Genomic DNA, 22,341 nt, shown 5'->3' on the forward strand with positions numbered 1-22,341 from the left:
GCGTCAACCACGCAAACATGCGTGGTTTTGTCACTCACATCCAGTCCTACATAGATCGACATGGTCACCCTCCTGTATCGAAGCGCTCATGCGATTTTGTACCATGTAGGAGTGCGCCTACATCAATTACGCGGTGTCCCAACTTCAACCGTTGGAGTGAAAAGCATCCGCGACGCCTACCGTTTATTGGTCGTCTTCTTCAGCCTTTGGCACGACCATTCGAACATGGCGTAATGGCGAAAAGTTAGCGGGGCGGAAACCGTTTGCGTGCGAGGAGCAGACGGTTGCATAAAAACCGTCCTGCGTTCTCGAAAGAACGGCAGGTGCCGCGCATATTTGGCATATGCTTCGAGAACGTGCGTTCGCTGCGTCAATAAGCGCAAAAGCGAGTTCGCTATATTCCCTCAAGTAAACGCGCATCTCGCCAAATTTCTCTTTTGTATCAACGACTCTGGCACATCCGTCAATCGCAGAGATATCGAGAATCAATTGACGATAGAGATCGTGCCAACCCTCCGGCAATTCGATCGCCCGGCTGAGATTCTCCACTAAAATCTCGTTGTTAGTCATCACGCCCCCAAAACATCGCAAAGCCGTCCTCATCAAGTTCGGCTGGCCGATCTCGTAGCTGGAGGTGTTTCGGAAGAGCAAATTTGCTGGGGATCCCGCGCGAGACAATGGCTTCGGCCGGTATGGTCAAGCTCACGATGCGGGCATCAGGATTCACAATCTGAGTACGGACGTCCCCTCGCCACGCTTGGAGCGAAAGTGAAATGCCATCGATGCGGGTTATCCCCTCGCTCTCAAGAAACTCCATGAGCGGTTGCGTAATTTGATTGAGATCTATCGGATGGAGCGTCCCATCTAACTTTACGTGCATTCGGTCCTCCTCGGCTAAAGCGGGGCGGACCGGCACGAGCCGGGTGTTGGAAACCTGATCGCTAGAGCAGGCGCATGCGCCTTTATCGGCGAAGCCGACTGGACATGCGCGCATGCCACCCGGCCTCCGAATAGGTGACCGAGTCTAGCGAATTGGGGTTTCCACGCCCCGTCGTCGGACTTGTAATCGACGACCCCCTTTCGTCGCAGATCGAAGCGAGGTCTGCAAGGAAGGTCTTTGGTCAAAGCGCGATCTTTGGCCATGCGCCTTCACAAGATGTGTCGGATAGTTGCTGAGGTGCATTGACCGAGCCCGCTGCTGAAGCATCGGGTCCGGGGGAATAAAATGAAAGCTCGCGCATCAGCGGGGTCAGCGCTGCGCTGGATGGATGGCTCCACGCTGCCCCCGCTATCAGTAACCGTCGTTACCTCTTGGAGCGAGATACCTATGCGATCGAGTCAGAGTGTTAGGGGCTATCCAGACAAAAGGCAGGGATTCAAGGTTTGTGAACAAGAATGACCTTGTTGACCGAGCCTGCCATGATTCCTCCAAATGTTAGCGGGCTGTTATAGCGGTGCGCGGGCGGAATTCCAGTGGCCTCGGTTCGTTCCTCAATGCGGCATCGCGCCCAGCACGAGACCGCCCGACAGCAAAGCGAGCCAGCATGCCGCCGCACGACGCAGCCAGGGCGCCCCCTCCACCTGCCCGCGCTGCCCCAGAGTCGCGCCGAGGCCGGCCCACAGGCCTGCGACCATGATGACCGAGATCGCGAACAGCGCCACATGCAGGGCGAAGATGTCGGGATGAGGAGACGGCAGCAACGCCATTCCGAAGACAAGCCCTTTGGGATTGAGCATGGTGGTGACGAACAGGCGGCGCGGCGTGACCATCGCGGGCGTTTGCTCGGACGGGGGACGCCAGAGACCCTGCGCCAGATACAGCACCCATGTCGCTGCGCCCAGCTTGACCATGATAGCCAGCCGCGGCCAGTGCGTCATCGCCTCCGCCCCCAGCATCGCGATCGGCAGCACGACGATCAGATAGGCCGCCAGTTCGAACGGGATCAGCCGGGCCGTCCGACGCCATCCCGCCTGCGCGCCCGACAGGCCGATCAGCGTGTTGGTCGGTCCGGGCGTCAGCAGCAGCGCCCAGATGGCAAGCAGGAAGGGCAGGAGCATCATGATCCCGGCCTTAGCCAATATTCGCGCGCCTCACCATGATTTCGCGCACGATGGCTGGCCCGGTCGCTAGGCCAGGCCGAGCGCGGTCGCGGTCCAGTAAGTCAGCCCCGCCGCGACATAGGCCAGCACGAACAGATAGCCGACCATGAACAGCGGCCATTTCCAGCCGTTCGTCTCCCGCTTGGTGACGGCGATGGTCGATATGCACTGCGGCGCGAAGATGAACCAGGCGAGGAAGGCCAGCGCCGTGGGCAGCGGCCACTGGTTCCTGAGCCGGTCGCCCAGGCTCTGCTCCAGCGCGGCCTCGTCATCGCCCGCGTCGATCGAATAGACGGTGGCGAGCGCCGACACCGCCACTTCGCGCGCGGCCATGGCCGGGATCAGCGCCAGCGAAATGTCGCGGTTGAAGCCGACCGGCTCCAGCACGACCTGAAGGCCGCTCGCGATCCGGCCGGCGATGGAATGGTCGACCTGGCTGGTCGGATCGCCATCGGGCACGCGCGGGAAACTGAGCAAAACCCACAGGATCACGGTCGAGGCGAAGATGATCGTGCCCGCGCGCTTCAGGAAGATTACCGCGCGCTGCCACAGGCCGAGCAGGATATCCTGCGGCCGAGGCCACTGATATTTGGGCATTTCCATGAGGAAGCCGCCGCTCGCACCCTTCGTGATGGTCAGGCGCAGCAGCAGCGCCACCAGCATCGCGCCGATGATCCCCGCGACATAGAGGCAAAAGAGGACGAAGCCCTGAAGGCCGATGCCGAAGCCGATGTCGCGTGCGGGGATGAAGGCGCCGATAATCACCGCATAGACCGGCAGCCGCGCCGAACAGGTCATCAGCGGCGCGATCAGGATCGTGGTCAGACGGTCCTTGGGATCGGAAATGGTGCGCGTCGCCATGATGCCGGGCACGGCGCAGGCGAAGGAGGAAAGCAGCGGGATGAAGGCGCGGCCCGAGAGGCCGACCTTCGCCATGAGGCCGTCCATCAGGAAGGCGGCCCGGACCATATAGCCCGTCGCCTCCAGCATCAGAATGAAGAAGAAGAGGATCAGGATCTGGGGCAGGAATACCACCACCGATCCCACGCCGTTGATGACGCCGTCGACCAGGAAGGACCGGACGATCCCGTCGGGCAGGGCGTCGCGCGCTATGCCGGCGGCGCTTTCGGCAAAGCCCTCGATCATCGCGATCGGCGCTTCGGACCAGGCATAGACCGCCTGGAACATGATGAAGAGCAGGCCCAGAAGCAGGATCAGGCCGAAGACCGGATGCAGCGCCACCCGGTCGACCGCTGCGGTCAGTCGGCGCGACGGGGTTTCGCGCACGATCGTGGCCCGGGCGATGCGGCCGGCTTCCTTGCGGACGGTGTCGAAATCCCGTTCGGGTGCGGCGGGATAGGCGGTCGGCGCACCGTTCAGCAGGCCTTCCAGCTCGGTCCGCAGATGGTCGAGGCCGCGCTTGCGCACCGCCACGGTGGACACCACTGGCACGCCCAGTTCGCGCGAAAGGATAGTGGCGTCCAGTTCCAGCCCGTCGCGGGTGGCAAGATCGACCATATTCAGGGCGACGATGGTCGGTAGACCGAGCGCGATCAGTTCCAGCGCAAAGCGGAGATGGTTGTCCAGATTGGCGGCGTCGACCACGATCACCAGCGCGTCGGGGCGTTTCTGCCCTTCCTGCCGGCCCATCACGACATCGCGCGTCACCTTCTCGTCGGGACTGCCCGGTTCCAGGCTGTAGGTGCCGGGCAGGTCGACCAGTTCTACCGGGCGGCCGTCCGACAGCGACAGGCGGCCGGTCTTTCTTTCCACCGTGACGCCGGGATAATTGCCCAGCTTCTGGCGTGCGCCGGTCAGCGCGTTGAACAGCGCGCTCTTGCCCGCATTGGGATTGCCGACCAGCGCGATCAGGGGAAGAACGCTCATGCGTTACCCCCCTGCGGACCAATATCTTCCAGTCCCATGCGCACGGTGACGGCGGCGGCATGGTTGCGACGCATGGCGATGGTCATGCGCCCGATCCGGCAGGCGATCGGGCCGCGCCCGAACATGCCGCCATGGTGCAGTGCCTCGACACTGGCACCTTCGCACAGGCCGAATTCGCGCAACCGCTGGCCTTCGGACGGGGTAAGGGCGGACCAGTCGATCAGGTCGACATAGGCGGGTTGCCGCAACGGCAGATCGGTCAGACGCAAGGAAATTGGACTCACAGGCTGTTTCTGCGAGTGACTATCAATATGGACTGGTTAACGCTAGAAAAAACGCGTTTCGCTCCTATTGCCGGCTTCAAATCGCAGGATAGCGCAGCCGGCCGATGAAGCGCGCCAGGCTGAGGCGTTCGCCGCCGCCCACGCCCTTCCACTTCGCCTTGGCCTTTTCGAACTGCATCACATTTTCGACCCGGCGCGCCAGGAAGGCGCGACTGTCGGCATGGCCCTCGCTCTCATCGTCGACGAAGACCAGCAGGGTGGAAGCATAGACCGCGGTCAGCGTCGTGCGCTTGGTATAATGGTTGAAGTCGGCGGCGGTGTCGCCGGCTGCGCGCCACATGATGTCGGCCGCGCGCCAGGCCAATTTGGCCGCGCGCGCGCTATTGGTCGGCAGTGCCAGGATCGCCAGCGCCCGGCGCAGCGCCTCCCGGTCGGGCGCCAGCAGGGCGAGCCGGGCCTCGACCAGCGCCAGGATCTTCTTGCGGATCGACAGGGTCGCCAGTTGCTCGGCCGGCACGGCATCGAGCATGCGTGCGTCGATGCTGGCGAACCAGGCGTCGATCATGCCGATCGCGCCATTGTCGAAGGCGAGCTGCGCGACATCGGCGTCGACGTCCTTTTCCTGCGCCGCCATCGTCACCGCCTGCGGTCGCCAACCGTCGAAGGCGGCATGACGCGCGAGCGCGGGCGCCAGCAGCGCGCGGATTTCGTCGAGGGTCAGATCCTGGGTATCGCTCATGGTGCCAGTCTAGAGCATTTCGCCATAAGCGAAAATGCTCTTGTCTTTTCGATGCCGCATTTTCCAAGCCATTGACCGTAAACGGCCAACTTGAAAATGCGCTAGGCCCGTCCCGGCAAGCGCACAAGCACCAGCGCCGCGGCGACCGCCGCCGTGCCCAGCATGTCGGCAGGACCAAGCCATTCGTCGAACAGCAGCCAGCCGAAAATGGCCGACACAGCAGGTTGCAGCAACAGGCTCAACCCCAGCATCAGCGGCGAGAACCAGCCGATCGCATAGGTAAGCAGCCCCTGCCCCACGAGCTGGCTGGACAGGGCCAGCAGGACGAGCGGCGTCCAGTCGACAGGCATGACCCGTTCGCCCAGCGCCAGCGCGCAGAGCAGCAGCACCGGTACGCTGGCCAGGCTCGACCCGGCCAGCACCGACCAGCTGTCGAGCCGTCCGCGCGCGCCCTGCACGATCAGCAGATAGGCGGTATAAAGCACCCCCGCGAGCAGGCAGAGCAGGTCGCCCTGGAGGTTGAGGATCGACAGCTCATAGCTGCCACCCATCATCACCAGCGCGCCCGCGCTTGCCAGCAACAGGGCTGCGGCCTGCATCCGCGTCGGCCGCTGGCGCAGCACCAGCAATGCCCAGGCGGGCAGGAACAGCCCGCTCAGATTGCCGAAGATCGTCGCATTGGCGACCTTGGTATAGAGGATGCCGATATGCCAGGCGGCGAGATCGAGCGCGAAGACGACCCCCGACAGGATCAGCATACTCCATTCGCGCCCCGTCGGCGGCGTTCGCCGCAGACCCGGCAGCGCCAGCAGGATCAGGAAAGGCAAGGCGATCGTCAATCGCCAGAAGGCCGCCGCGACCGGGCCGACATCCGACAGGCGCACCAGCACCGGACCCAGCGGCAGGATCAGGTTCGCTAGCAAAAGCGCCGGAAAGGCCATGCGCGGCATCGATAGATGCGCGGCGGGGGTTGAAGTCGACATGGCGGATCCCTAGCTGGCTTTGCGCATCACGTCCCGTTGCATTTTGCAACTTTGGTGGAGGGAATATCTTTCTATGACGACATTGTTCGATCCGATCCAGCTTGGCGCGGTCAGCGCCCCCAATCGCATTCTCATGGCGCCGCTGACCCGTGGTCGCGCGACCCGCGCGCATGTGCCGACCCCGATCATGGCCGATTACTATGCGCAGCGTGCCTCGGCCGGCCTGATCATCAGCGAGGCGACCGGTATTTCGCAGCAGGGGCTGGGCTGGCCCTATGCGCCGGGCATCTGGTCGGACGAACAGGTCGAGGCGTGGAAGCCGGTCACGCAGGCCGTGCATGACAAGGGTGGACGGATCATCGTCCAGCTCTGGCATATGGGCCGCGCCGTCCACAGCGCCGTGACCGGCGAGCAGCCCGTGTCCGCCAGCGCCACTGCCGCACCGGGCGACGCCCACAGCTATGACGGCAAGAAGCCCTATGAAACTGCCCGTCCGCTGGGGCTGGAGGAAATTCCGGACCTGATCGACACCTATGTCCGCGCCGCGCATAACGCGATCGCGGCCGGCTTCGACGGGGTGCAAATCCACGCCGCCAACGGCTATCTGATCGATGAATTTCTCCGCGACAACAGCAATTTCCGCGACGACATCTATGGCGGCAGCGTTGAAAACCGGATCCGCCTGTTGCGCGAAGTGACGCAGGCGGTGGTCGATGCGATCGGCGCCGACCGCGTGTCGGTGCGCCTGTCGCCCAATGGCGATTCACAGGGCGTCGATGACAGCGACCCTGCCACCCTGTTCGCGGCCGCCGCCGATGTGCTGAACGCGATCGGCATCGCCTTCCTCGAACTGCGCGAGCCGGGGCCGGACGGTACCTTCGGCGCGACCGAAGTGCCGCGCCAGTCGCCGCTCATCCGCCAGCATTTCAAGGGACCGCTGGTGCTGAACAGCGATTATGATGCGGAGCGCGCGCAGGCGGACCTGGCCAGCGGCCTTGCCGATGCGATCAGCTTCGGTCGTCCGCTGCTGGCCAATCCCGACCTTGTCGAACGGCTGCGCGAAGGCGCGCCGGTCAACCCGCCACAGGCGATGACGACCTGGTATAGCCAGGGTGCGGAGGGCTATATCGACTATCCGACGCTGGCCGAGGAAAAGGCGGCCGCCTGAAGCTGCCAGGAACAGCTACCAATCAGACGTCATCCCGGGCTTGACCCGGAATCCCGCTTCTCCTTCCAGGCCCAAACTCGAAAGGCAGCTGGACCCCGGCTCAGGGCCGGGGTGACGAACGTTGGGAATGTCCGTTCCCCCACCCAACCCCGACAAAAAAAGGGCGGCTCCACCGGGAGCCGCCCTTTTTTGTTCATACAGGAGCGTGGCGATCAGGCGCCGAATTTCTCGCGCAGCGCCAGCATGGCGATGGCCGCCTTGGCTGCTTCGCCGCCCTTGTCCTTCTGGTCGGGGCGGGCGCGGACCAGCGCCTGCTCCTCATTCTCGACGGTCAGGATGCCGTTGCCGATGGCGATACCATCCATGCTGAGCGCCATCAGGCCGCGCGCGCTTTCGTTCGACACCACCTCGAAATGATAGGTTTCGCCGCGGATAACCACGCCGATCGCGACGAATCCGTCATAGCGGCCGGTTTCCGCCGCAAGAGCCACTGCGCCGGGGATTTCCAGCGCACCGGGCACCGTCACCACCTCATATTTGTGGCCGGCATCGTCCAGCGCCGCCTTGGCGCCTTCGATCAGCAGGTCGTTGAGATGGTCGTAGAAGCGCGCTTCGACGATCAGGAATTTCGCCATGGGACAGCCTGCCTTTGCCTTAGAGTTCGATCGCGCGCTGCCCAACCACGGACAGGTCGTAGCCGTCAAGCGCGATCAGACTGTGCTGGGTGTTGCTGAGCAGCACCATGTCATGCACGCCGAGTTCGGCCAGGATCTGCGCACCCACGCCATAGTCGCGCAGTTCGTCTATACCCGTGCCCTTCTGCCCGGCATGATGCTGGAGGATGCGGCTGACGAAATCACCCGGCGTCTGACTGGTCAACACGACGATCACACCCGCGCCTTCCTGCGCGATGATCTCCATCGACTTGGCGAGCAGTCCGGAGCGCCGACCGGTGGCGCCATAGACATCGTCCAGCAGCGACAGCTGGTGCATACGCACCAGCGTCGGCTCGTCGGAGGAGACATGGCCCTTTTGCAGGACCAGCTGCTCGGTATGAGTCGCCTTGTTGTAGAAGCTGATCGCCTTCCAGTCGCCGCCCCACTGGCTGTGGAAAACGGTTTCGGCGCGACGCTCGACCATATGGTCGTGGCGACGGCGATAGGCGATCAGATCGCGGATCGTGCCGATCTTCATCTTGTGCTTCTGGGCGAAGGGGATGAGGTCGTCGAGACGAGCCATGGTGCCGTCCTCCTTCATCACCTCGCAGATCACGCCGGAGGGATTGAGGCCCGCGAGACGGGCGACGTCGACGGCCGCCTCGGTATGGCCGGTGCGCACCAGCACGCCGCCATCCTTGGCGATCAGAGGGAAGACATGGCCCGGCGTCACGATGTCGGCCTTGCCCTTCGACCCGTCGATCGCGACCGAGATGGTGCGGGCGCGGTCGGCGGCGCTGATACCGGTGGTGACGCCTTCGCGTGCCTCGATCGACACGGTGAAGGCGGTTTCATGGCGGGTGCCGTTGTTGCGGCTCATCAGGTCGAGGCCCAGCGTCTCGACCCGATCTTTGGTCAGCGCCAGGCAAATGAGGCCACGACCATGGGTGGCCATGAAGTTGATAGCGTCGGGCGTCGCCATCTGGGCAGGGATGACCAGATCGCCCTCATTCTCGCGATCCTCATCGTCGACCAGGATGAACATGCGGCCGTTGCGGGCCTCATTGATGATTTCCTCCGGACTGGCGAGCGCGGTGCCACCCTCGCGCTTGAGGATGTAGCTTTCCAGCTTGCCCAGCGTCTCTGCGGTCGGATTCCAGTCGGCCTCGCCCAGTTTGCGCAGGCTGTTGGCGTGCAGGCCGGCGGCGCGCGCCAGGCCGGAACGGGACATGCCGCCATCGGTGACGAGGCTGCGGACGGTATCGAGAAGCGCGGATGACATGATAACGACTCCATTCCCTGACTGGGACCGGAGCCGTATATCACACTACAATGTGATTATTACAAGGCACAATCACATTGCACCCAGCAATAGCGGCCAGTTTATTGGCTGCGAAGGCTCTGCATCCGGTCGAGATAACGTGCCAGCACATCGATCTCCAGATTGAAGGCGCGGTCATCGGGCAACTGGTCGAGCGTCGTCGCGGCGGCGGTGTGCGGTATGATGTTGAGGCCGAAATGCACGCTGCCATCGGCCTGATCCTCGACGCTGTTGACCGTCAGCGAGATGCCATCGAGCGTTATCGATCCCTTGGCCGCCAACGCAGCCGCCAGTTCCGCCGGCGCGCGGATGACGAGGCGGGTGGAATCGCCTTCGCTGGTCGCCGACACCAGATGGCCGATGCCGTCGACATGGCCAGTGACGATATGGCCGCCCAGTTCGTCACCGACCTTGAGCGCGCGTTCCAGATTAAGGCGGCTGCCTTCGTCCCAAAGGCCGGGCGCGGTGCGGGCGACGGTTTCGGCCGACAGGTCGACCGCGAACCAGTCCGGACCCTTTTCCACCACCGTCAGGCAGGCGCCCGAACAGGCGATCGACGCGCCGATGGCGACGCCGTCCATCGTATAGGCGCAGGTGATGACGAGCCGCAGGTCGCCGCGCTGCTCATGGCTGCGGATCGTGCCGATGTCGGTGATGATGCCGGTGAACATGGTTTCAGGATTTCCGAACGGGTTGGGTGTTGGCCCGTGATCTAGGCGCTCCGCATCCGATCGTAAACCTCCAGCCGGTCGACGCCCAGCGGACGGGTGTCGGTCATGCGCCAGCGGCCATGCGCCGGGGCCAGATCCTCCAGCCCGATATCGCCGATACCCGCAAGGCCGGCCCCGATGACGATCGGCGCGCGATAGAAGAGCAGCCGGTCGACCAGATCGGCGCGCAGGAAGGCGGCGGCGGTTTCCGCCCCGCCCTCGACCAGCAGATGGTCGACCCGTTGCAGCGCGGCAATATCGTGCGGCGCGCCGATCCGGTCCCAGCCTTTGGGCGAATCCTTGCGGGTCAGCAGAAGGCGGCGGGGCGAGCGATCCTCCAGCCCGCGCAGTCGCACGTCGAGTCGCGGCGCATCGGCGCGCAGCGTTCCGCCGCCCACCAATATGGCATCATGCCGCGCCCGCTCCATATGCGCATGGGCGCGCGCATCCGGCCCGGTGATCCAGCGGCTCTTTCCGTCGCGCAGGGCGATTCGCCCGTCGATCGAAACGCCCAGCTTCAGCGTGACGTGCGGCCGGCCCAGCGTCTGGCGCAGCACGAAGCCGGCCATGGCCTGTGCGGCTTCCTGCGCCATCAGCCCCATGTCGACGTCGACACCCCGGTCGCACAGCCAGGCCGCCCCCTGCCCGTCAGTGCGGGGATCGGGATCGCGCAGCGCGATCACCACGCGGGAAACCCCGGCCCGCGCCATGAGGTCGGCGCAGCGCGGCCCGCGCGGGGACAAATGGAAGCACGGCTCCAGCGTCACATAGGCGGTCGCCCCGCGCGCCCGGTCCATCGCCTGCTCCAGCGCCTGCGCCTCGGCATGAGGGCGGCCGCCCTTCTGCGTCCAGCCGCGCCCGACGATGCGCCCTTCGTGGACGATCAGGCAACCGACATTGGGATTGGGCGTAGAAAGGCCGCGCCCGCGCCCGGAGAGGGCGATGGCAGCGGCCATATAGCGCCGATCGTCCGCGTGGGAGGGAGGCATGGTCGTCAGGGGTGTGCGGCAACCGCGGGCTTGGGCGCCGTCTTGTCCACAGCCTCGGCCTTGGCGAGGCGATCGTCGAGCAGCGCGTCGATCGCCTTCACCGCTTCCTTGCGCTTGGCGGTGTTGCGGGCTTCTTCCTGGCGCCATTCGATGCCGAAGGCGTCGGCATAACCCTGCATCTTCTGCTGCTGCTTCACCAACGCCGCCTCGCGCTTGGCGAAGTCGATCTTCTGCTGGAGGATGATCGCGGCGTCGGAGCGGTTCGCATCCCAGCTTTCGACATAGATGATCTTGTTGCGCGTCGGCATCGTGTTGGTGTTGGCATCGATGACGAAGGTCCAGACGATCACCCAGGTGAGCGCGACGGACAGGCCAAGCAGCGGCCATTTATGCTGCCGCTGCTGCTTGAAATAGCCCCAGAAGTCGCCAAGCGCGCTCTTGGGGGAAACGGGACGGGGAAATATCGCCATTCCGCCCTTATAGGACAGTGCTGCGCCGGATGCAAAATGGTCCATGCGTCCTCCATCTTCCTGTCCCCTCGCGCAGGCGGCAGGGGCGATATGTGCGACACCGAAGGCGCGGAGGGAGTGGGCCTTTCTATCGATCGGTCAGCGTGAACCGGACGGTCAGTACCTTCGACGACGTCACCGCCACCCCATCGCGAGTCGCCGGACGGAAGCGCCATTTGCGCAGCGCATGGCGCTGGGTCGCGAGCCAGAAACTCTCGTCGGTCGCGGACATTCTCTCGATATCCGCGACGCGCCCTTCCGGGCTGATCGTCACGCGCACCGTCACGGTGCCTTCCAGCCCCTGCCGGATCATCGCGCCGGGATAGTCGGGCTGGAAGCCCGCCATCGCGCGCGGATCGATCGATGGTTCGGTCAGCACCGGCGCGCGGGGCGGTTCGACGGGCGGCACGATGATGGTCGGGCCGGGGTCGATCGCCGCGCCCGATCCCGGCGCGCCGGTGATTGGCGGATCGCCCTTGGGCAGGACGACGACCGGATCGGTGACGGTCGGGCGCGGTTGATCCTGCGGCTGGGCCTGTATCTTGGGATCGGCCTGCTGCTCGGCCACCGGATCGGGCGGCGGCGGCAGCGGAATATTTCTGGTCGTCAAAGGCTTGGAGGGACTGAAAACATCGATCACCTCTTTCGGGATCAACAGGAAGGCGCCGATGATCAGCGCATGCACCGCCACCGTTCCGCCCAGCCCCAGCGGCGATCGCCGCCGCGCCCCGTAACGCGATTCTCCGCCACCGACTGTCTGAACTGCCCGATTCTGAACTGTCATGAGTCGCATCATTCGGCTCCTCCGTTGTCGCGTTCCCTCGCCGATCTTCCGGTCCTGCGCCGGCCGGGACTCGGCGATGAAATGATACAACATTATTTAATGATATGTTGCAACATTCATTTTTGGTCGCTGCAACATTCGGTTCGCATCGGGACATATGGGGGAAAAGCGAAGATGCGACCTCGCGGGAAACAGGGATTTCCCTTTTCTGGAGCCTCCATGCGTTTCCGACATCTTCTCTGCCTCGCGCCCCTCGCAGTTTCCACGCCGCTCCTTGCCCAGCCGCCAGGCGGTTCGGCCGGTCCCTGGGCGGCCGACGCCGACCAGGACGGCTGCATCACCCGCGATGAGATGGCCGCCTATATGGAGCGCCGCTTTGGCCTGATGGATCAGGATGGCGATGGACTGATCCCGGCGCAGGCGATGCAGCGGATGCTGGGGCATGAACGCGAAAGGGCGTCGGTCGAAGGCGGCCAGCGCGAGGGCCGTGGTCCCGGCAAGGGTCGTGGCGGTCCTCCCGGCGGTAGCGGTGGACCGGGCGGCGCAGGCGGCCCGCCGCGCCCGCCCGGCGGCGATCGTGCGGACGCAGGCGGACCTCCACTGCCGCCACCCGGTCGCGCCATGCCCTATCCCGAGGACAGCAATGACGACGGTCAGATCGACCGCGCCGAATTTCTCGCGCCCGCGCTCGCCATGTTCGACGATCAGGACCGTAATGGCGACGGCGTGCTGACCGCCGACGAGTTGCCGCCACCGCCTCCGCCGCCCGGCGGGGATGGGCCACCCCCCGAGGATTGACCGCACAGGACAGGAACCGTCCGCCTTTCTCTCCTCTGCGCGGCCGGTTCCGCCGGGGCGCGTCGATTGGCCCGACGCGCCCCGGCACTTGTTTTAGGAGATACGCTGGCGCGCGGGCTGGTGCGGTTCTCTCTAAAAAACCATGTCCACCGCGTGGATCGCCAGGCCGACCAGGCCGCCCACCAGCGTGCCGTTGACGCGGATATATTGCAGGTCGCGCCCGACCGCGTTTTCCAGCCGCGACGTCACCGTGCCCGCATCCCAGCCGCGCACCGTGTCGCTGACCAGCCGCACGATCGAATCCCCATAACTTGCCGTCGCGCCCACCGCTGCACGCCGTACGAAGCGGTTGATCACCAACCGCAACCGCGCCTCCTGCTGCAAGGTGCCGCCCAGCGTCCGCAACGCCTCACCCAGCCGACCCGCCATCGCCTTGCCCGGATCGCGCACCGCGCGCAGCAGCCCAGCGCGCGCTTGCTCCCACAGGCCATCGATCCAGCGCTGCATCGCCGGATTGTCGAGTATCTCGTCGCGGACCTTTGCCACCTTCGCCTGCATCTCGATGTCGAACTGGAGGTCGAAGGCGAGCTTCGCCATGCCCTCCTCCGCCTTCAGCCGCAGCGGATGGCCGGGATCCTCGGCCATGTCGGACAGCAATTTGCGCAGGCCATTCAGAATCGCATTGGCCAGATTCTCGTCCAGCCCGGTCCAGCGCAGCACCTTGCCGGCGCGTTCCTGCACCATCTGGCGGATCAGATGCTCATTGGCCTCCAGCGTGCGATCGGCCCAGTGGACGATGCCGTCCATCACCGGACCATGACGACCATCGCGCATCGCCGCCTCGATCGCCTGGCCGATCAGCGGTCCCATGTTGATCGCGCGCAGCCGCTGGCCGATCGCGCCCTTCACCATGCCGCCCAGCCGTTCCTGGTCCAGCGCCTCCAATATGTCGGCGATCAGCCGCGATGCACCTTCGCGCAGCCGACCGTCGCCGCCCGATGGGCTGGCAAGGAAGCGTCCAGCGGCGCCGGCCACGTCCATATGCCGCATCCGCCGCGCGACCACGGCGGGGGTCAGGAAATTGTCACGCAGGAACAGGGCGAGCGTGTCGCCGATCCGGTCCTTGTTGCGCGGGATGATCGCCGTATGGGGAATGGGCAGGCCCAGCGGATGGCGGAACAGGGCCGTCACCGCGAACCAGTCGGCCAGGCCGCCGACCATCGCCGCCTCGGCAAAGGCCTGGATGAAACCGATGGCAGGGTGGAGATGGACGGTTGCGCGCGCGGCGACGAACAGGGCCGCCATCATGACCAACATGCCCGTCGCCACCAGCCGCATGCGCCGAGCCGGATGGGGCGCCAAGCTATCCTTGGGGGCGTCCTTGGACCGGGGCAGGCGAAGCATCGTCATGGCAGTTAAACGGTTACGCTGCCGTTTCGTTCAGGCAAGTCCTTCTTTTTTGCCGGAGCATGGCTCTGCGATGCTCCGGCGCATCGGTCATTCGGCTGGATGGATCTGCCCCGGCACCGGCTTGCCATTGTCGCCGGGCTTGTAGGTCAGCAGCCCCCTGCCCAGTCGCGGCCCGACCCAGCTTTCCAGGCCGATCGCCAGGCTGAACACCGCCGGCACGATCACCAACGTCAGCAAGGTCGACAGGATCAGGCCGCCGATTACGGTGATGCCCATCGGCGCACGCCAGGCGCCGTCGCCCGACAGGGCCAGCGCGGTCGGCACCATGCCCGCGACCATCGCGACCGTGGTCATGACGATCGGCTGGGCGCGCTTGTGCCCGGCGTCGATGATCGCCTCCTTCTTGGGCACGCCCTTCTCCATCTCCTCCAGCGCGAAGTCGATGACGAGAATCGAGTTCTTGGCGACGATGCCAAGCAGCATGAGGAGGCCGATGAACACCGGCAGCGACAGCGGCTGGCCGGACACATGCAACGCCAGCGCACCGCCCAGCGGCGCCAGCAGCAGCGACCCCAGGTTCACGAAGGGCGGCATGATCCGCTTGTAGAGCAGCACCAGCACCGCCAAGACCAGCATGATGCCGGAAAAGACGGCGATGGCGAAGTTGGTCAGCATTTCCGCCTGGAACTTGCTGTCGCCGACATTCAGTTTCTGGACACCCTGCACCCGGCCTTCATTGATCGCCTTCATCAGCGGCAGCGCGTTGATCTTGGCCATGGCCTGGCTGGTCACCATGCCGGGCGCCAGGTCCGCGCCCACGACGACGCGGCGAATCTGGTTGTAACGGCGGATCTGCGTCGGTCCCGCGCCGAAGCTGATGTCCGCGACGACCTTGAGCGGCACCGATCCGCCCGACACGGTCGGCACCGGCATATTCTCGATCGTAGCGAGATCCTTGCGGCTTTCCTCCGCCACCGACACGCGAATCGGAATCTGGCGGTCAGACAAAGAGAATTTCGCGCTGTTCTGGTCGATGTCGCCGATCGTCGCGATGCGGATCGACTGGCTGAGCGCCATCGTCGTCACCCCCATGCTGGCGGCCAGGTCCAGCCGCGGCTTGATGATGATTTCGGGGCGCTGCATGTCGCCCTGCACGCGCGGCGCGCGCAGTTCGGGGATGCCGGCCATTTCATGCACCAGCTGGTTGGCGGTCTTTTCCAGCAGGTCCGGATCGTCCGAGCCGAACATCATGATGATGTCGCGGCCAAAGCCACCTCCCGACTGGGACTGGAAATTGACCCGCGCGTCGGCGATGGTCTGGAACTTGGGGGCGATCTTGCGTTCCCAGTCGACCGAGCTGATCGGCCGGTCCTTCTTCAATGTCAGGAAGATGTCGGCGTTGGTCGGTTCGATATCGGCGAAGGCGGCCTCGACCACATCCTTGTCCGCGGCGAGCAGGTCCGCGACCCTACGGGTGATCGCGGTCGTCTGTTGCAGCGTGCTGCCCGGCACCGTCTCGATCTTCACCTGGCTGAAATCGGTGTTGGTCGTCGGCTGGAAGGTCATCGGCAGCGTCGAGAAGGCCCAGATGGTGCAGCCGAACGCCGCAAAGCCGATGCCCAGCGTCCAGACGCGATGGTCGGTGAAGAAACCGGCGGTCCGGTTGCGGAAGCCGCCGCGCGCGCGGCGCTGCTTTGCCTTGCGATCCTCCAGCGACCAGCGCAGCACGCCCATATAGCGGTCCATCAGCCAGCCTTCGCCATGGCTTTCCTCGCCATGCGCCTTCAGGAAATAGGCGGCGATCATCGGCGTGATGAGGCGCGCGACGGCAAGGCTCATCAGCACCGACACGACGACGGTCATGCCGAACTGGATGAAGAACTGGCCCGATATGCCGGGCATCAGCGCGACCGGCAGGAACACCGCGACGATCGCCATGGTGGTCGCCAGCACGGCAAGGCCGATCTCGTCCGCGGCATCGATCGACGCCTGATAGGCCGACTTGCCCATGCGCATATGGCGCACGATATTCTCGATCTCCACGATCGCGTCATCGACCAGCACGCCCGCCACCAGGCTGAGCGCCAGCAGCGAGATGCCGTTCAGCGTGAAGCCCATCATGTCCATGAACCAGAAGGCGGGTATCGCCGACAGCGGGATGGCGAGCGCAGAAATCATCGTCGCGCGCCAGTCGCGCAGGAACAGGAAGACGATGACGACCGCCAGCACGGCGCCTTCGATCATCGCCGCCATGGCGCTGTGATATTGTTCCTTGGTATAGCCGACGCTGGTGTAGAGCTGCTTGAACTGGACCTTGGGATTTTCCGTCTTCAGCTTGTCCAGCACCTTCATCGCCTCGTCATAGACGGTGACGTCGGACGACCCCTTGGCCTTTTCCATGCTGAAGCTGGTCACCTGCCGCCCATTCATCAGCGAGAGGCTGCGCTGTTCGGCATACATGTCGCGCACGGTGGCGAGGTCGGCCAGCTTGACCGTGCGCCCACCGGAAATGGCGATCTGGGTATCGCCCAGCTGACGGGCATTTTGCGCATTGCCGAGCACGCGGATCGACTGTTCGGCGCCCGCAATTTCGGTACGCCCGCCCGCCGCGTTAAGATTTACCTGGTTCAGCTGCGCATTCACCTGCGCGGCGGTGACGCCATAGGCCTGGAGCCGGGCCGGGTCGAGGATGACGCGGATTTCGCGGCTGACACCGCCTCCGCGATTGACCGCGGCCATGCCGCTGATCCCCAGCAGCCGCTTGGAAACCGTATTATCCACATACCAGGACAGTTCCTCCAGCGTCATATCGGTCGCTTCGGCGCTGAAATAGGCGATCGGCCCGCCATCGATGTCGATGCGCTGAACCTGCGGCTCCAATATTCCTTCCGGCAGGTCGCTGCGGATCTGGTCGACGGCATTCTTGACGTCGTTGACGGCGCGGTCGACCGGGGTACCGATCTGGAACTGCACATTGGTCAGCGACTGGCCTTCGGACGCGAAGGAAGTGATGTCGTCGACACCGCTGATCCCGCGTACCGCCGCCTCGACCCGCTGGGTGACCTGCGTCTCCAGTTCGGTCGGCGCGGCGCCGGGCTGCAACACGGTCACGCTGACCATGGGAAAGCTGATGTCCGGGTTATTGTTGACGTCCATCCGCATGAAACTGACGACGCCTGCCATCATCAGCGCGGCGAACAGCACCAGCGGCGTCACCGGATTGCGGATCGCCCATGCGGAAATATTGCGAAAATCCATGACGCGCTTCCTTCGCCGGACGCCGCAAGCGTCCCATTCGTCTCGTACGGCGCGCGTTTTTCCGCGCGCGCAATGATGGCGCGGCGCCAGCCAGCGCCGCCAACCCTGACCTTATCCGGCCTTTAACGGCTCCGGCTTGACCTTCTGCCCCGGTGTCAGGAAGGCGCCAGCCGACGTCACGATCTTTTCGGCGCCGGTAATGCCGCCCGTCACAGCGACGCCCGCATCGGACACCTGGCCTACGGTCACGTCACGCCGTTCCACCTGGCCCTTGGCATTGACGATATAGACATAGCTGCCCTTGGCGTCGTTCTGGACCGCCGATTCCGGCAGCAGCGGAGCGTTGCCCGATCCGCTGGTGATCATGGCAGAGGCAAAGCCGCCCGGCCGGATCGCTACGTTGTAAGGCACGGCGATGCGCGCGATACCCTGCCGCGTCTGCGGGTCGATTACCGGCGACACCTGCCATACCCGGCCGGCAAAGCCCTGTTTGCCACCGATCGGCGTCACCGTCGCACCGTTGCCGGCGCGCAGCGTGGCGAGGTCTGCTTCGGAAACCTGCGCCTGCATTTCCATCTCGCCGTCCTTGGCCATGCGGAACAGTACGCCGCCGCCCGCCTGGACGATCTGGCCCGGCTCGACGGTGCGGGTCAGCACCAGTCCGGCGGCAGGCGCACGAATGTCGAGCCGTCCGGTGCGGGCCTGCTGCTCGGCGAGTTGCGCCGCCGCGACGCGAACCTGCGCTTCGGCCTGGTCGCGGGTGGCGGTGCGCTGGTCGATGTCGGCAGCGCTGATGAAGCCACGGCCGACCAGCGCCTTGGCGCGATCGAGCTGCGCCTGCGCCAGCTTCGCATTGGCGCGCTGTACTTCCAGCTGGGCGGCGAGCGAGCGAACCTGTTCGGCCTGGACCGACCGTTCGACCGTCGCCAGCACCTGCCCGGCACGGACCCAGTCGCCCGGCTGCACCAGCACGCGCGTCACCATGCCGCCTTCGCCGACCACGCCCACCGGCATGTCGACCCGCGCGGCGAGCGATCCGGTGGCGCTGACGGTGCGCGAAACATTGGATTGGCCAGGGCTGGTCACCGTGACGACGGGCACCTGCGCAGCCGGGGCGGCGGTGTTCGCGCTCTCGCCCCCGCGCATCGAAATCCCCACCGCAGCCACGACCAGCACCAGCGCGATGCCCCCCCCGATCAGCAGCCGTTTGCGGCTCCGACGCGCTTCATCCTCGCCGATGACGACAGAGTCGCCCAACAGCTGTGTCTCGTAATTCATGCCGATTCCATCTCTCCGGCGCTTCGCCCCTGTTCGGCAGCTGTATTATATGAATATATCACCGCCCTCAAGACCCAATATCATGCGCAAAGGGGGGAGAGCAAAACGATTATGCACCGTGGACGGGGGAGGAAGACGGCAGATTCTTCGTTTCACCGTTTCGCAGGCGCATCGACTTGCCAAAGTGACCGGACTATGGCGCAATGCTGCGTGGTGCGGGGGGGCAATTTTAAGGGATCCACCATGGATTTGCTGGGATGGATCATCGTCGGCCTGCTGACCGGCGCGATCGCGAAACCGATCATGCCGGAGCGCGATCCGGGCGGCCGCATCGTCACGATCCTGCTGGGCATCGCGGGCGCGCTGCTGGCGGGCTTTGTCGGTCGGCTGGCCGGATTCTATGCGCCGGGGCAAAGCGGAGGCTTCATCGCCGCCCTCATTGGATCGATCGCCGTACTGGCACTGTATCGCTGGTTTGTCGCATGCCGGTGAATATATGAAAAAAGGGTCGCACCCTCACAGGTGCGACCCTTTTGGTCGAAATCGGTGCGATCGGTTAGCGGACTGATCCGCGACGCACCAGATTGACGATCGCCAGCAGAATGATGGCGCCGACCAGCGACACGAGGAAGCTGTAAAGCGTCAGACCTTCATTGATCGAACCGCCGCTGAAAATCAGGCCGCCGATGAAGGCGCCGACGATGCCGACGACGATATTGAGCAGGATGCCCTGCTGTGCGTCCGTGCGCATGACCATGCTGGCAAGCCAGCCGATGATGCCGCCGACGATAAGCCACAAGATGATGCCCATGCTACTCTCCTTGACCACGCCCTTTCGGGGAATGTGACTGTTCAACGGAGAAACGCGCATCGCGTTCCATGACGCGGAAATGATTCCGGATGGGAAACCATCGCGCCCCTGCGCCGTTGCACCGCAACTGCGGGCCTTTTGCGCGCACGAAAAAGGGCCGCCCGATCCAGCGGGCGGCCCTTTTTGAATAGCATCCTCTCTATCTGGCGTCAGTATTTCTGCTGACGCTCGTACAGAGACTTATAATATTGGATGCGCGTTACCCGAAGGCCGTGCATGCCCGACCGGTCGACTGCACGCTGCCACCCGGCAAATTCCTCCAGCGTCAGATTGTAGCGCGCGCAAGCCTCGTCGACGGACAGCAGCCCGCCGTTGACCGCGGCCACGACTTCCGCCTTGCGCCGCACGACCCAGCGGGTCGTGTCGCGGGGCGGCAAGCTGTCCAGGGTCAGGGGCTCACCAAGCGGGCCGACGACCTGGGCAGGCCTGATTTTCTGGTTCTCGATCATTCTAACCCTCAATTTGCGGCACTGGCGTTACCGAATTCAGCAGTGAAACCCTTTTTCTTCCCGAGGCCTGAACATCGGCTAAAGCGCCACGGTAAACACTGCCTTCATCTTCCTTGCCCCCCAGCGAAACGGCGCGCGATCAGCGGATTAAAGCTGCCCGCAAGCCGAACGGCCTCGATCGTGCCGTTGGAACGTGGCGCGAAAATATCGGCCAGTTCCTGGATCCAGTCGTCGTCCCCATCCTGCCCCCGCAGGACGCCCGCAACCGCCTTCGCCGTCGGGCTGGCCGCCTGCGCAGCCGCTGTCGCGGCTTTCAGGAACGGCCAGACCGGCACGCGTGGCCAGCCTGGAACCTTGGCACTGGCGGGGGTCAGCCCGCCGGCCCGGAGGAAACTCAAGTCCATTGACAGCGTTTTAGAGGGGAATGGATAACCGCCGGTAAATCCGCCCTGCATTTTGTCGCGCGATTTGGCCCATCCGGTCGCCAAATCGCGCTTTTAAGGTCATAATTCGTTAACTTTTGCGATTGGGCCGTCGCTGCACTATATGCGCGCCCATGCAGCCCCAGTTCCAGCTTCCCCAGCCGCTCGACCAGCGGCGCATCGTCGTCGCCATGTCGGGCGGCGTGGACAGCAGCGTCGTCGCCGCGCTCGCGGCGAAGACCGGCGCCGAAGTCATCGGCGTCACGCTCCAGCTCTATGACCATGGCGCCGCCGTCGGCCGCACCGGCAGTTGCTGCGCCGGGCAGGATATCCGCGACGCGCGCGCGGTCGCCGACCGCATCGGTATCGCCCATTATGTCTTTGATTATGAAACGGCCTTTCGCGAATCCGTGATCGCCGATTTCGCCGATGAATATATGGCCGGCCGTACCCCCATCCCTTGCGTGAAGTGCAACATGGGGGTGAAGTTCACCGACCTGTTCCAGATCGCACGCGACCTGGGCGCCGATTGCCTCGCCACCGGCCATTATGTCCAGCGGAACGAGGGCGCAGCAGGCGCGGAGCTGCACCGCGCCGCCGATCCCGCCCGCGACCAGAGCTATTTCCTGTTCGCCACGACTCAGGCGCAACTCGACTATCTGCGTTTCCCATTGGGGGGCCTGCCCAAGCCGCAGGTGCGAGAGATTGCCGCCGAACTCGGCCTGTCGGTGGCGCTGAAGCCCGACAGCCAGGACATCTGCTTCGTGCCCGACGGCGACTATGCCAAGATCGTACGGAAACTGCGCCCCGATGCGGACGAAGGCGGCGACATCGTCCATGTCGACGGCCGGACGCTCGGCCGGCACAAGGGGCTGATTCATTATACGGTCGGCCAGCGCAAGGGGCTGGAGATCGGCGGCCAGCCCGATCCGCTCTATGTCGTGCGGCTCGATGCCAAAGCGCGCCGCGTGATCGTGGGGCCGAAGGCGGCGCTCGCCGTGTCGGGCGCGCGCCTCTCCGACATCAACTGGCTGGGCGGCGACTTTAGCGGCCCGCTGACCGCCAAGGTCCGCTCGATGGCGAAGCCTGTGCCCGCGCGCCTCGACGGCGACCGCCTGCTCTTCGACGCGCCCGAATTTGGCGTCGCGCCGGGCCAGGCCGCGGTCCTCTACGCCGGCGACCGCGTGCTGGGCGGCGGCTGGATCGCGCAGACGGAAGCGGCGATGGCGGAAGCGGCCTGAGATTCATGGGGACTCCGAAAACCCGCATCATGTATATCGAAGACAAGAGTGGCGACCTGAATGGATCGGCGCGAATAGGTCGCGTCATGCTGTCGAAGTCCGGTCAATCGCTGCATTACGAAGGACGCACCTTTCAGCGCCTGGATGGACGCGGCGCCAAAGCCAACTATTTCGATATCGAGAGCGGAAGCCATTTTTGGATATCCGGTCCCAGGAAAGATGGTCGTGACCGCCTTTACGAGAACAGCGCAAAGCCTGTCGCCATTGATCCCGATGTCAGGGATGAATATTGGCGTGATATCAGAGGTGAACAGCCGCCGCTCGTTTGACACCTGCCTAGGCAAGAGTGGCAAGCCCCCCCAAACCTTGCCCTTTTGCGCCCTCGCGCGTAAGGCGCGCGCGTCATGACTCGCTCGCTCACCTTCGCCATCCCCAAGGGCCGCATCCTCGATGAAGCGCTGCCCCTGCTCGCCAAAGCCGGTAT

Annotated in this window: 24 protein-coding genes and 1 pseudogene; 6 read left to right on the forward strand and 19 right to left on the reverse strand. The window is 64.6% G+C overall.

The window, feature by feature from the left end; translation table 11 throughout:
- Positions 1 to 183: 183 nt before the first annotated feature.
- The 7 genes from VMR39_RS11365 to VMR39_RS11395 form a co-directional block, all read right to left on the reverse strand.
- Entirely contained in the window at positions 184 to 570 is a 387-nt protein-coding gene (locus VMR39_RS11365) for a hypothetical protein (RefSeq protein WP_325416071.1), read from the reverse strand.
- Entirely contained in the window at positions 563 to 880 is a 318-nt protein-coding gene (locus VMR39_RS11370) for a hypothetical protein (RefSeq protein WP_325416072.1), read from the reverse strand. The genes VMR39_RS11365 and VMR39_RS11370 overlap by 8 nt, the downstream gene beginning before the upstream one ends.
- 611 nt (positions 881 to 1,491) lie before the next feature.
- Entirely contained in the window at positions 1,492 to 2,061 is a 570-nt protein-coding gene (locus tag VMR39_RS11375; RefSeq protein ID WP_325416073.1) for a hypothetical protein, read from the reverse strand.
- Positions 2,062 to 2,127: 66 nt separating this feature from the next.
- Positions 2,128 to 3,987: a ferrous iron transporter B gene (feoB, locus tag VMR39_RS11380; RefSeq protein WP_325416074.1), complete on the reverse strand. Its 1,860-nt coding sequence runs from the start codon at positions 3,985 to 3,987 to the stop codon at positions 2,128 to 2,130.
- A complete protein-coding gene (locus tag VMR39_RS11385; RefSeq protein ID WP_325416093.1) occupies positions 3,984 to 4,256 on the reverse strand; it encodes a FeoA family protein in 273 nt (90 codons plus the stop codon). Before VMR39_RS11385 ends, feoB begins: the two co-directional genes overlap by 4 nt.
- Before the next feature lie 91 nt (positions 4,257 to 4,347).
- Positions 4,348 to 5,010: a COQ9 family protein gene (locus tag VMR39_RS11390; RefSeq protein ID WP_325416075.1), complete on the reverse strand. Its 663-nt coding sequence runs from the start codon at positions 5,008 to 5,010 to the stop codon at positions 4,348 to 4,350.
- Positions 5,011 to 5,111: 101 nt separating this feature from the next.
- Positions 5,112 to 5,993, reverse strand: coding sequence for a DMT family transporter (locus tag VMR39_RS11395; protein WP_325416076.1), 882 nt, complete (start codon positions 5,991 to 5,993; stop codon positions 5,112 to 5,114).
- A gap of 73 nt (positions 5,994 to 6,066) precedes the next feature.
- Between VMR39_RS11395 and VMR39_RS11400 the strand changes: the two genes are divergently transcribed.
- Positions 6,067 to 7,161 (forward strand): alkene reductase, encoded by a 1,095-nt coding sequence (locus VMR39_RS11400; protein ID WP_325416077.1) that lies wholly within the window; start codon positions 6,067 to 6,069, stop codon positions 7,159 to 7,161.
- Positions 7,162 to 7,373: 212 nt separating this feature from the next.
- Here VMR39_RS11400 and ribH read toward each other — a convergent pair whose 3' ends face one another.
- The 6 genes from ribH to VMR39_RS11430 all read right to left on the reverse strand — a co-directional run bounded on the left by ribH (position 7,374) and on the right by VMR39_RS11430 (position 12,139).
- The gene (gene ribH / locus VMR39_RS11405) at positions 7,374 to 7,796 is read right to left on the reverse strand and encodes a 6,7-dimethyl-8-ribityllumazine synthase (protein WP_179042029.1); all 423 of its coding nucleotides are present in this window, start codon (positions 7,794 to 7,796) and stop codon (positions 7,374 to 7,376) included.
- 19 nt (positions 7,797 to 7,815) lie between these two features.
- A complete protein-coding gene (ribB, locus tag VMR39_RS11410; protein WP_325416078.1) occupies positions 7,816 to 9,099 on the reverse strand; it encodes a 3,4-dihydroxy-2-butanone-4-phosphate synthase in 1,284 nt (427 codons plus the stop codon).
- A 101-nt stretch (positions 9,100 to 9,200) separates the two neighbouring features.
- Complete coding sequence (locus VMR39_RS11415) at positions 9,201 to 9,809, reverse strand: riboflavin synthase (protein WP_325416079.1); 609 nt, start codon at positions 9,807 to 9,809, stop codon at positions 9,201 to 9,203.
- 41 nt (positions 9,810 to 9,850) lie between these two features.
- The gene (gene ribD / locus VMR39_RS11420) at positions 9,851 to 10,837 is read right to left on the reverse strand and encodes a bifunctional diaminohydroxyphosphoribosylaminopyrimidine deaminase/5-amino-6-(5-phosphoribosylamino)uracil reductase RibD (RefSeq protein WP_325416080.1); all 987 of its coding nucleotides are present in this window, start codon (positions 10,835 to 10,837) and stop codon (positions 9,851 to 9,853) included.
- Between the two features lie 5 nt (positions 10,838 to 10,842).
- The gene (locus tag VMR39_RS11425; protein WP_325416081.1) at positions 10,843 to 11,352 is read right to left on the reverse strand and encodes a hypothetical protein; all 510 of its coding nucleotides are present in this window, start codon (positions 11,350 to 11,352) and stop codon (positions 10,843 to 10,845) included.
- 82 nt (positions 11,353 to 11,434) lie between these two features.
- Complete coding sequence (locus tag VMR39_RS11430) at positions 11,435 to 12,139, reverse strand: TonB family protein (protein WP_325416082.1); 705 nt, start codon at positions 12,137 to 12,139, stop codon at positions 11,435 to 11,437.
- Between the two features lie 210 nt (positions 12,140 to 12,349).
- Between VMR39_RS11430 and VMR39_RS11435 the strand changes: the two genes are divergently transcribed.
- The gene (locus VMR39_RS11435; RefSeq protein ID WP_325416083.1) at positions 12,350 to 12,928 is read left to right on the forward strand and encodes a hypothetical protein; all 579 of its coding nucleotides are present in this window, start codon (positions 12,350 to 12,352) and stop codon (positions 12,926 to 12,928) included.
- 132 nt (positions 12,929 to 13,060) lie between these two features.
- On the opposite strand, the gene VMR39_RS11440 is transcribed toward VMR39_RS11435, so the two are convergent.
- The 3 genes from VMR39_RS11440 to VMR39_RS11450 form a co-directional block, all read right to left on the reverse strand.
- The gene (locus tag VMR39_RS11440) at positions 13,061 to 14,338 is read right to left on the reverse strand and encodes a DUF445 domain-containing protein (protein WP_325416085.1); all 1,278 of its coding nucleotides are present in this window, start codon (positions 14,336 to 14,338) and stop codon (positions 13,061 to 13,063) included.
- A gap of 87 nt (positions 14,339 to 14,425) precedes the next feature.
- The gene (locus VMR39_RS11445) at positions 14,426 to 17,596 is read right to left on the reverse strand and encodes an efflux RND transporter permease subunit (RefSeq protein ID WP_325416086.1); all 3,171 of its coding nucleotides are present in this window, start codon (positions 17,594 to 17,596) and stop codon (positions 14,426 to 14,428) included.
- A 111-nt stretch (positions 17,597 to 17,707) separates the two neighbouring features.
- On the reverse strand, positions 17,708 to 18,874 hold the full coding sequence (locus VMR39_RS11450) for an efflux RND transporter periplasmic adaptor subunit (RefSeq protein ID WP_325416087.1): 1,167 nt from the start codon (positions 18,872 to 18,874) through the stop codon (positions 17,708 to 17,710).
- A gap of 243 nt (positions 18,875 to 19,117) precedes the next feature.
- On the opposite strand from VMR39_RS11450, the gene VMR39_RS11455 reads away from it, so the two are divergent.
- Complete coding sequence (locus tag VMR39_RS11455) at positions 19,118 to 19,366, forward strand: GlsB/YeaQ/YmgE family stress response membrane protein (RefSeq protein ID WP_325416088.1); 249 nt, start codon at positions 19,118 to 19,120, stop codon at positions 19,364 to 19,366.
- Between the two features lie 64 nt (positions 19,367 to 19,430).
- Here the strand turns inward: VMR39_RS11455 and VMR39_RS11460 are convergent, their stop codons facing one another.
- The 3 genes from VMR39_RS11460 to VMR39_RS11470 all read right to left on the reverse strand — a co-directional run bounded on the left by VMR39_RS11460 (position 19,431) and on the right by VMR39_RS11470 (position 20,598).
- Positions 19,431 to 19,685: a GlsB/YeaQ/YmgE family stress response membrane protein gene (locus VMR39_RS11460; protein ID WP_093082464.1), complete on the reverse strand. Its 255-nt coding sequence runs from the start codon at positions 19,683 to 19,685 to the stop codon at positions 19,431 to 19,433.
- A gap of 209 nt (positions 19,686 to 19,894) precedes the next feature.
- Complete coding sequence (locus VMR39_RS11465) at positions 19,895 to 20,194, reverse strand: DUF1153 domain-containing protein (protein ID WP_009820412.1); 300 nt, start codon at positions 20,192 to 20,194, stop codon at positions 19,895 to 19,897.
- Between the two features lie 104 nt (positions 20,195 to 20,298).
- Positions 20,299 to 20,598, reverse strand: a complete 300-nt coding sequence (locus VMR39_RS11470; RefSeq protein WP_325416090.1) for a hypothetical protein — start codon at positions 20,596 to 20,598, stop codon at positions 20,299 to 20,301.
- Between the two features lie 152 nt (positions 20,599 to 20,750).
- Here VMR39_RS11470 and mnmA point away from each other — a divergent pair, with 152 nt between their 5' ends.
- The 3 genes and pseudogenes from mnmA to hisG form a co-directional block, all read left to right on the forward strand.
- Positions 20,751 to 21,857 (forward strand): tRNA 2-thiouridine(34) synthase MnmA, encoded by a 1,107-nt coding sequence (gene mnmA / locus VMR39_RS11475; RefSeq protein WP_325416091.1) that lies wholly within the window; start codon positions 20,751 to 20,753, stop codon positions 21,855 to 21,857.
- A 29-nt stretch (positions 21,858 to 21,886) separates the two neighbouring features.
- Positions 21,887 to 22,186: a 1-deoxy-D-xylulose-5-phosphate synthase gene (locus VMR39_RS11480; RefSeq protein WP_325416092.1), complete on the forward strand. Its 300-nt coding sequence runs from the start codon at positions 21,887 to 21,889 to the stop codon at positions 22,184 to 22,186.
- Between the two features lie 75 nt (positions 22,187 to 22,261).
- Positions 22,262 to 22,341, forward strand: a pseudogene (gene hisG / locus VMR39_RS11485) (ATP phosphoribosyltransferase); the annotation flags it as partial.

This window comes from Sphingobium sp. (assembly GCF_035511395.1).
Taxonomy (GTDB): Bacteria; Pseudomonadota; Alphaproteobacteria; order Sphingomonadales; family Sphingomonadaceae; genus Sphingobium.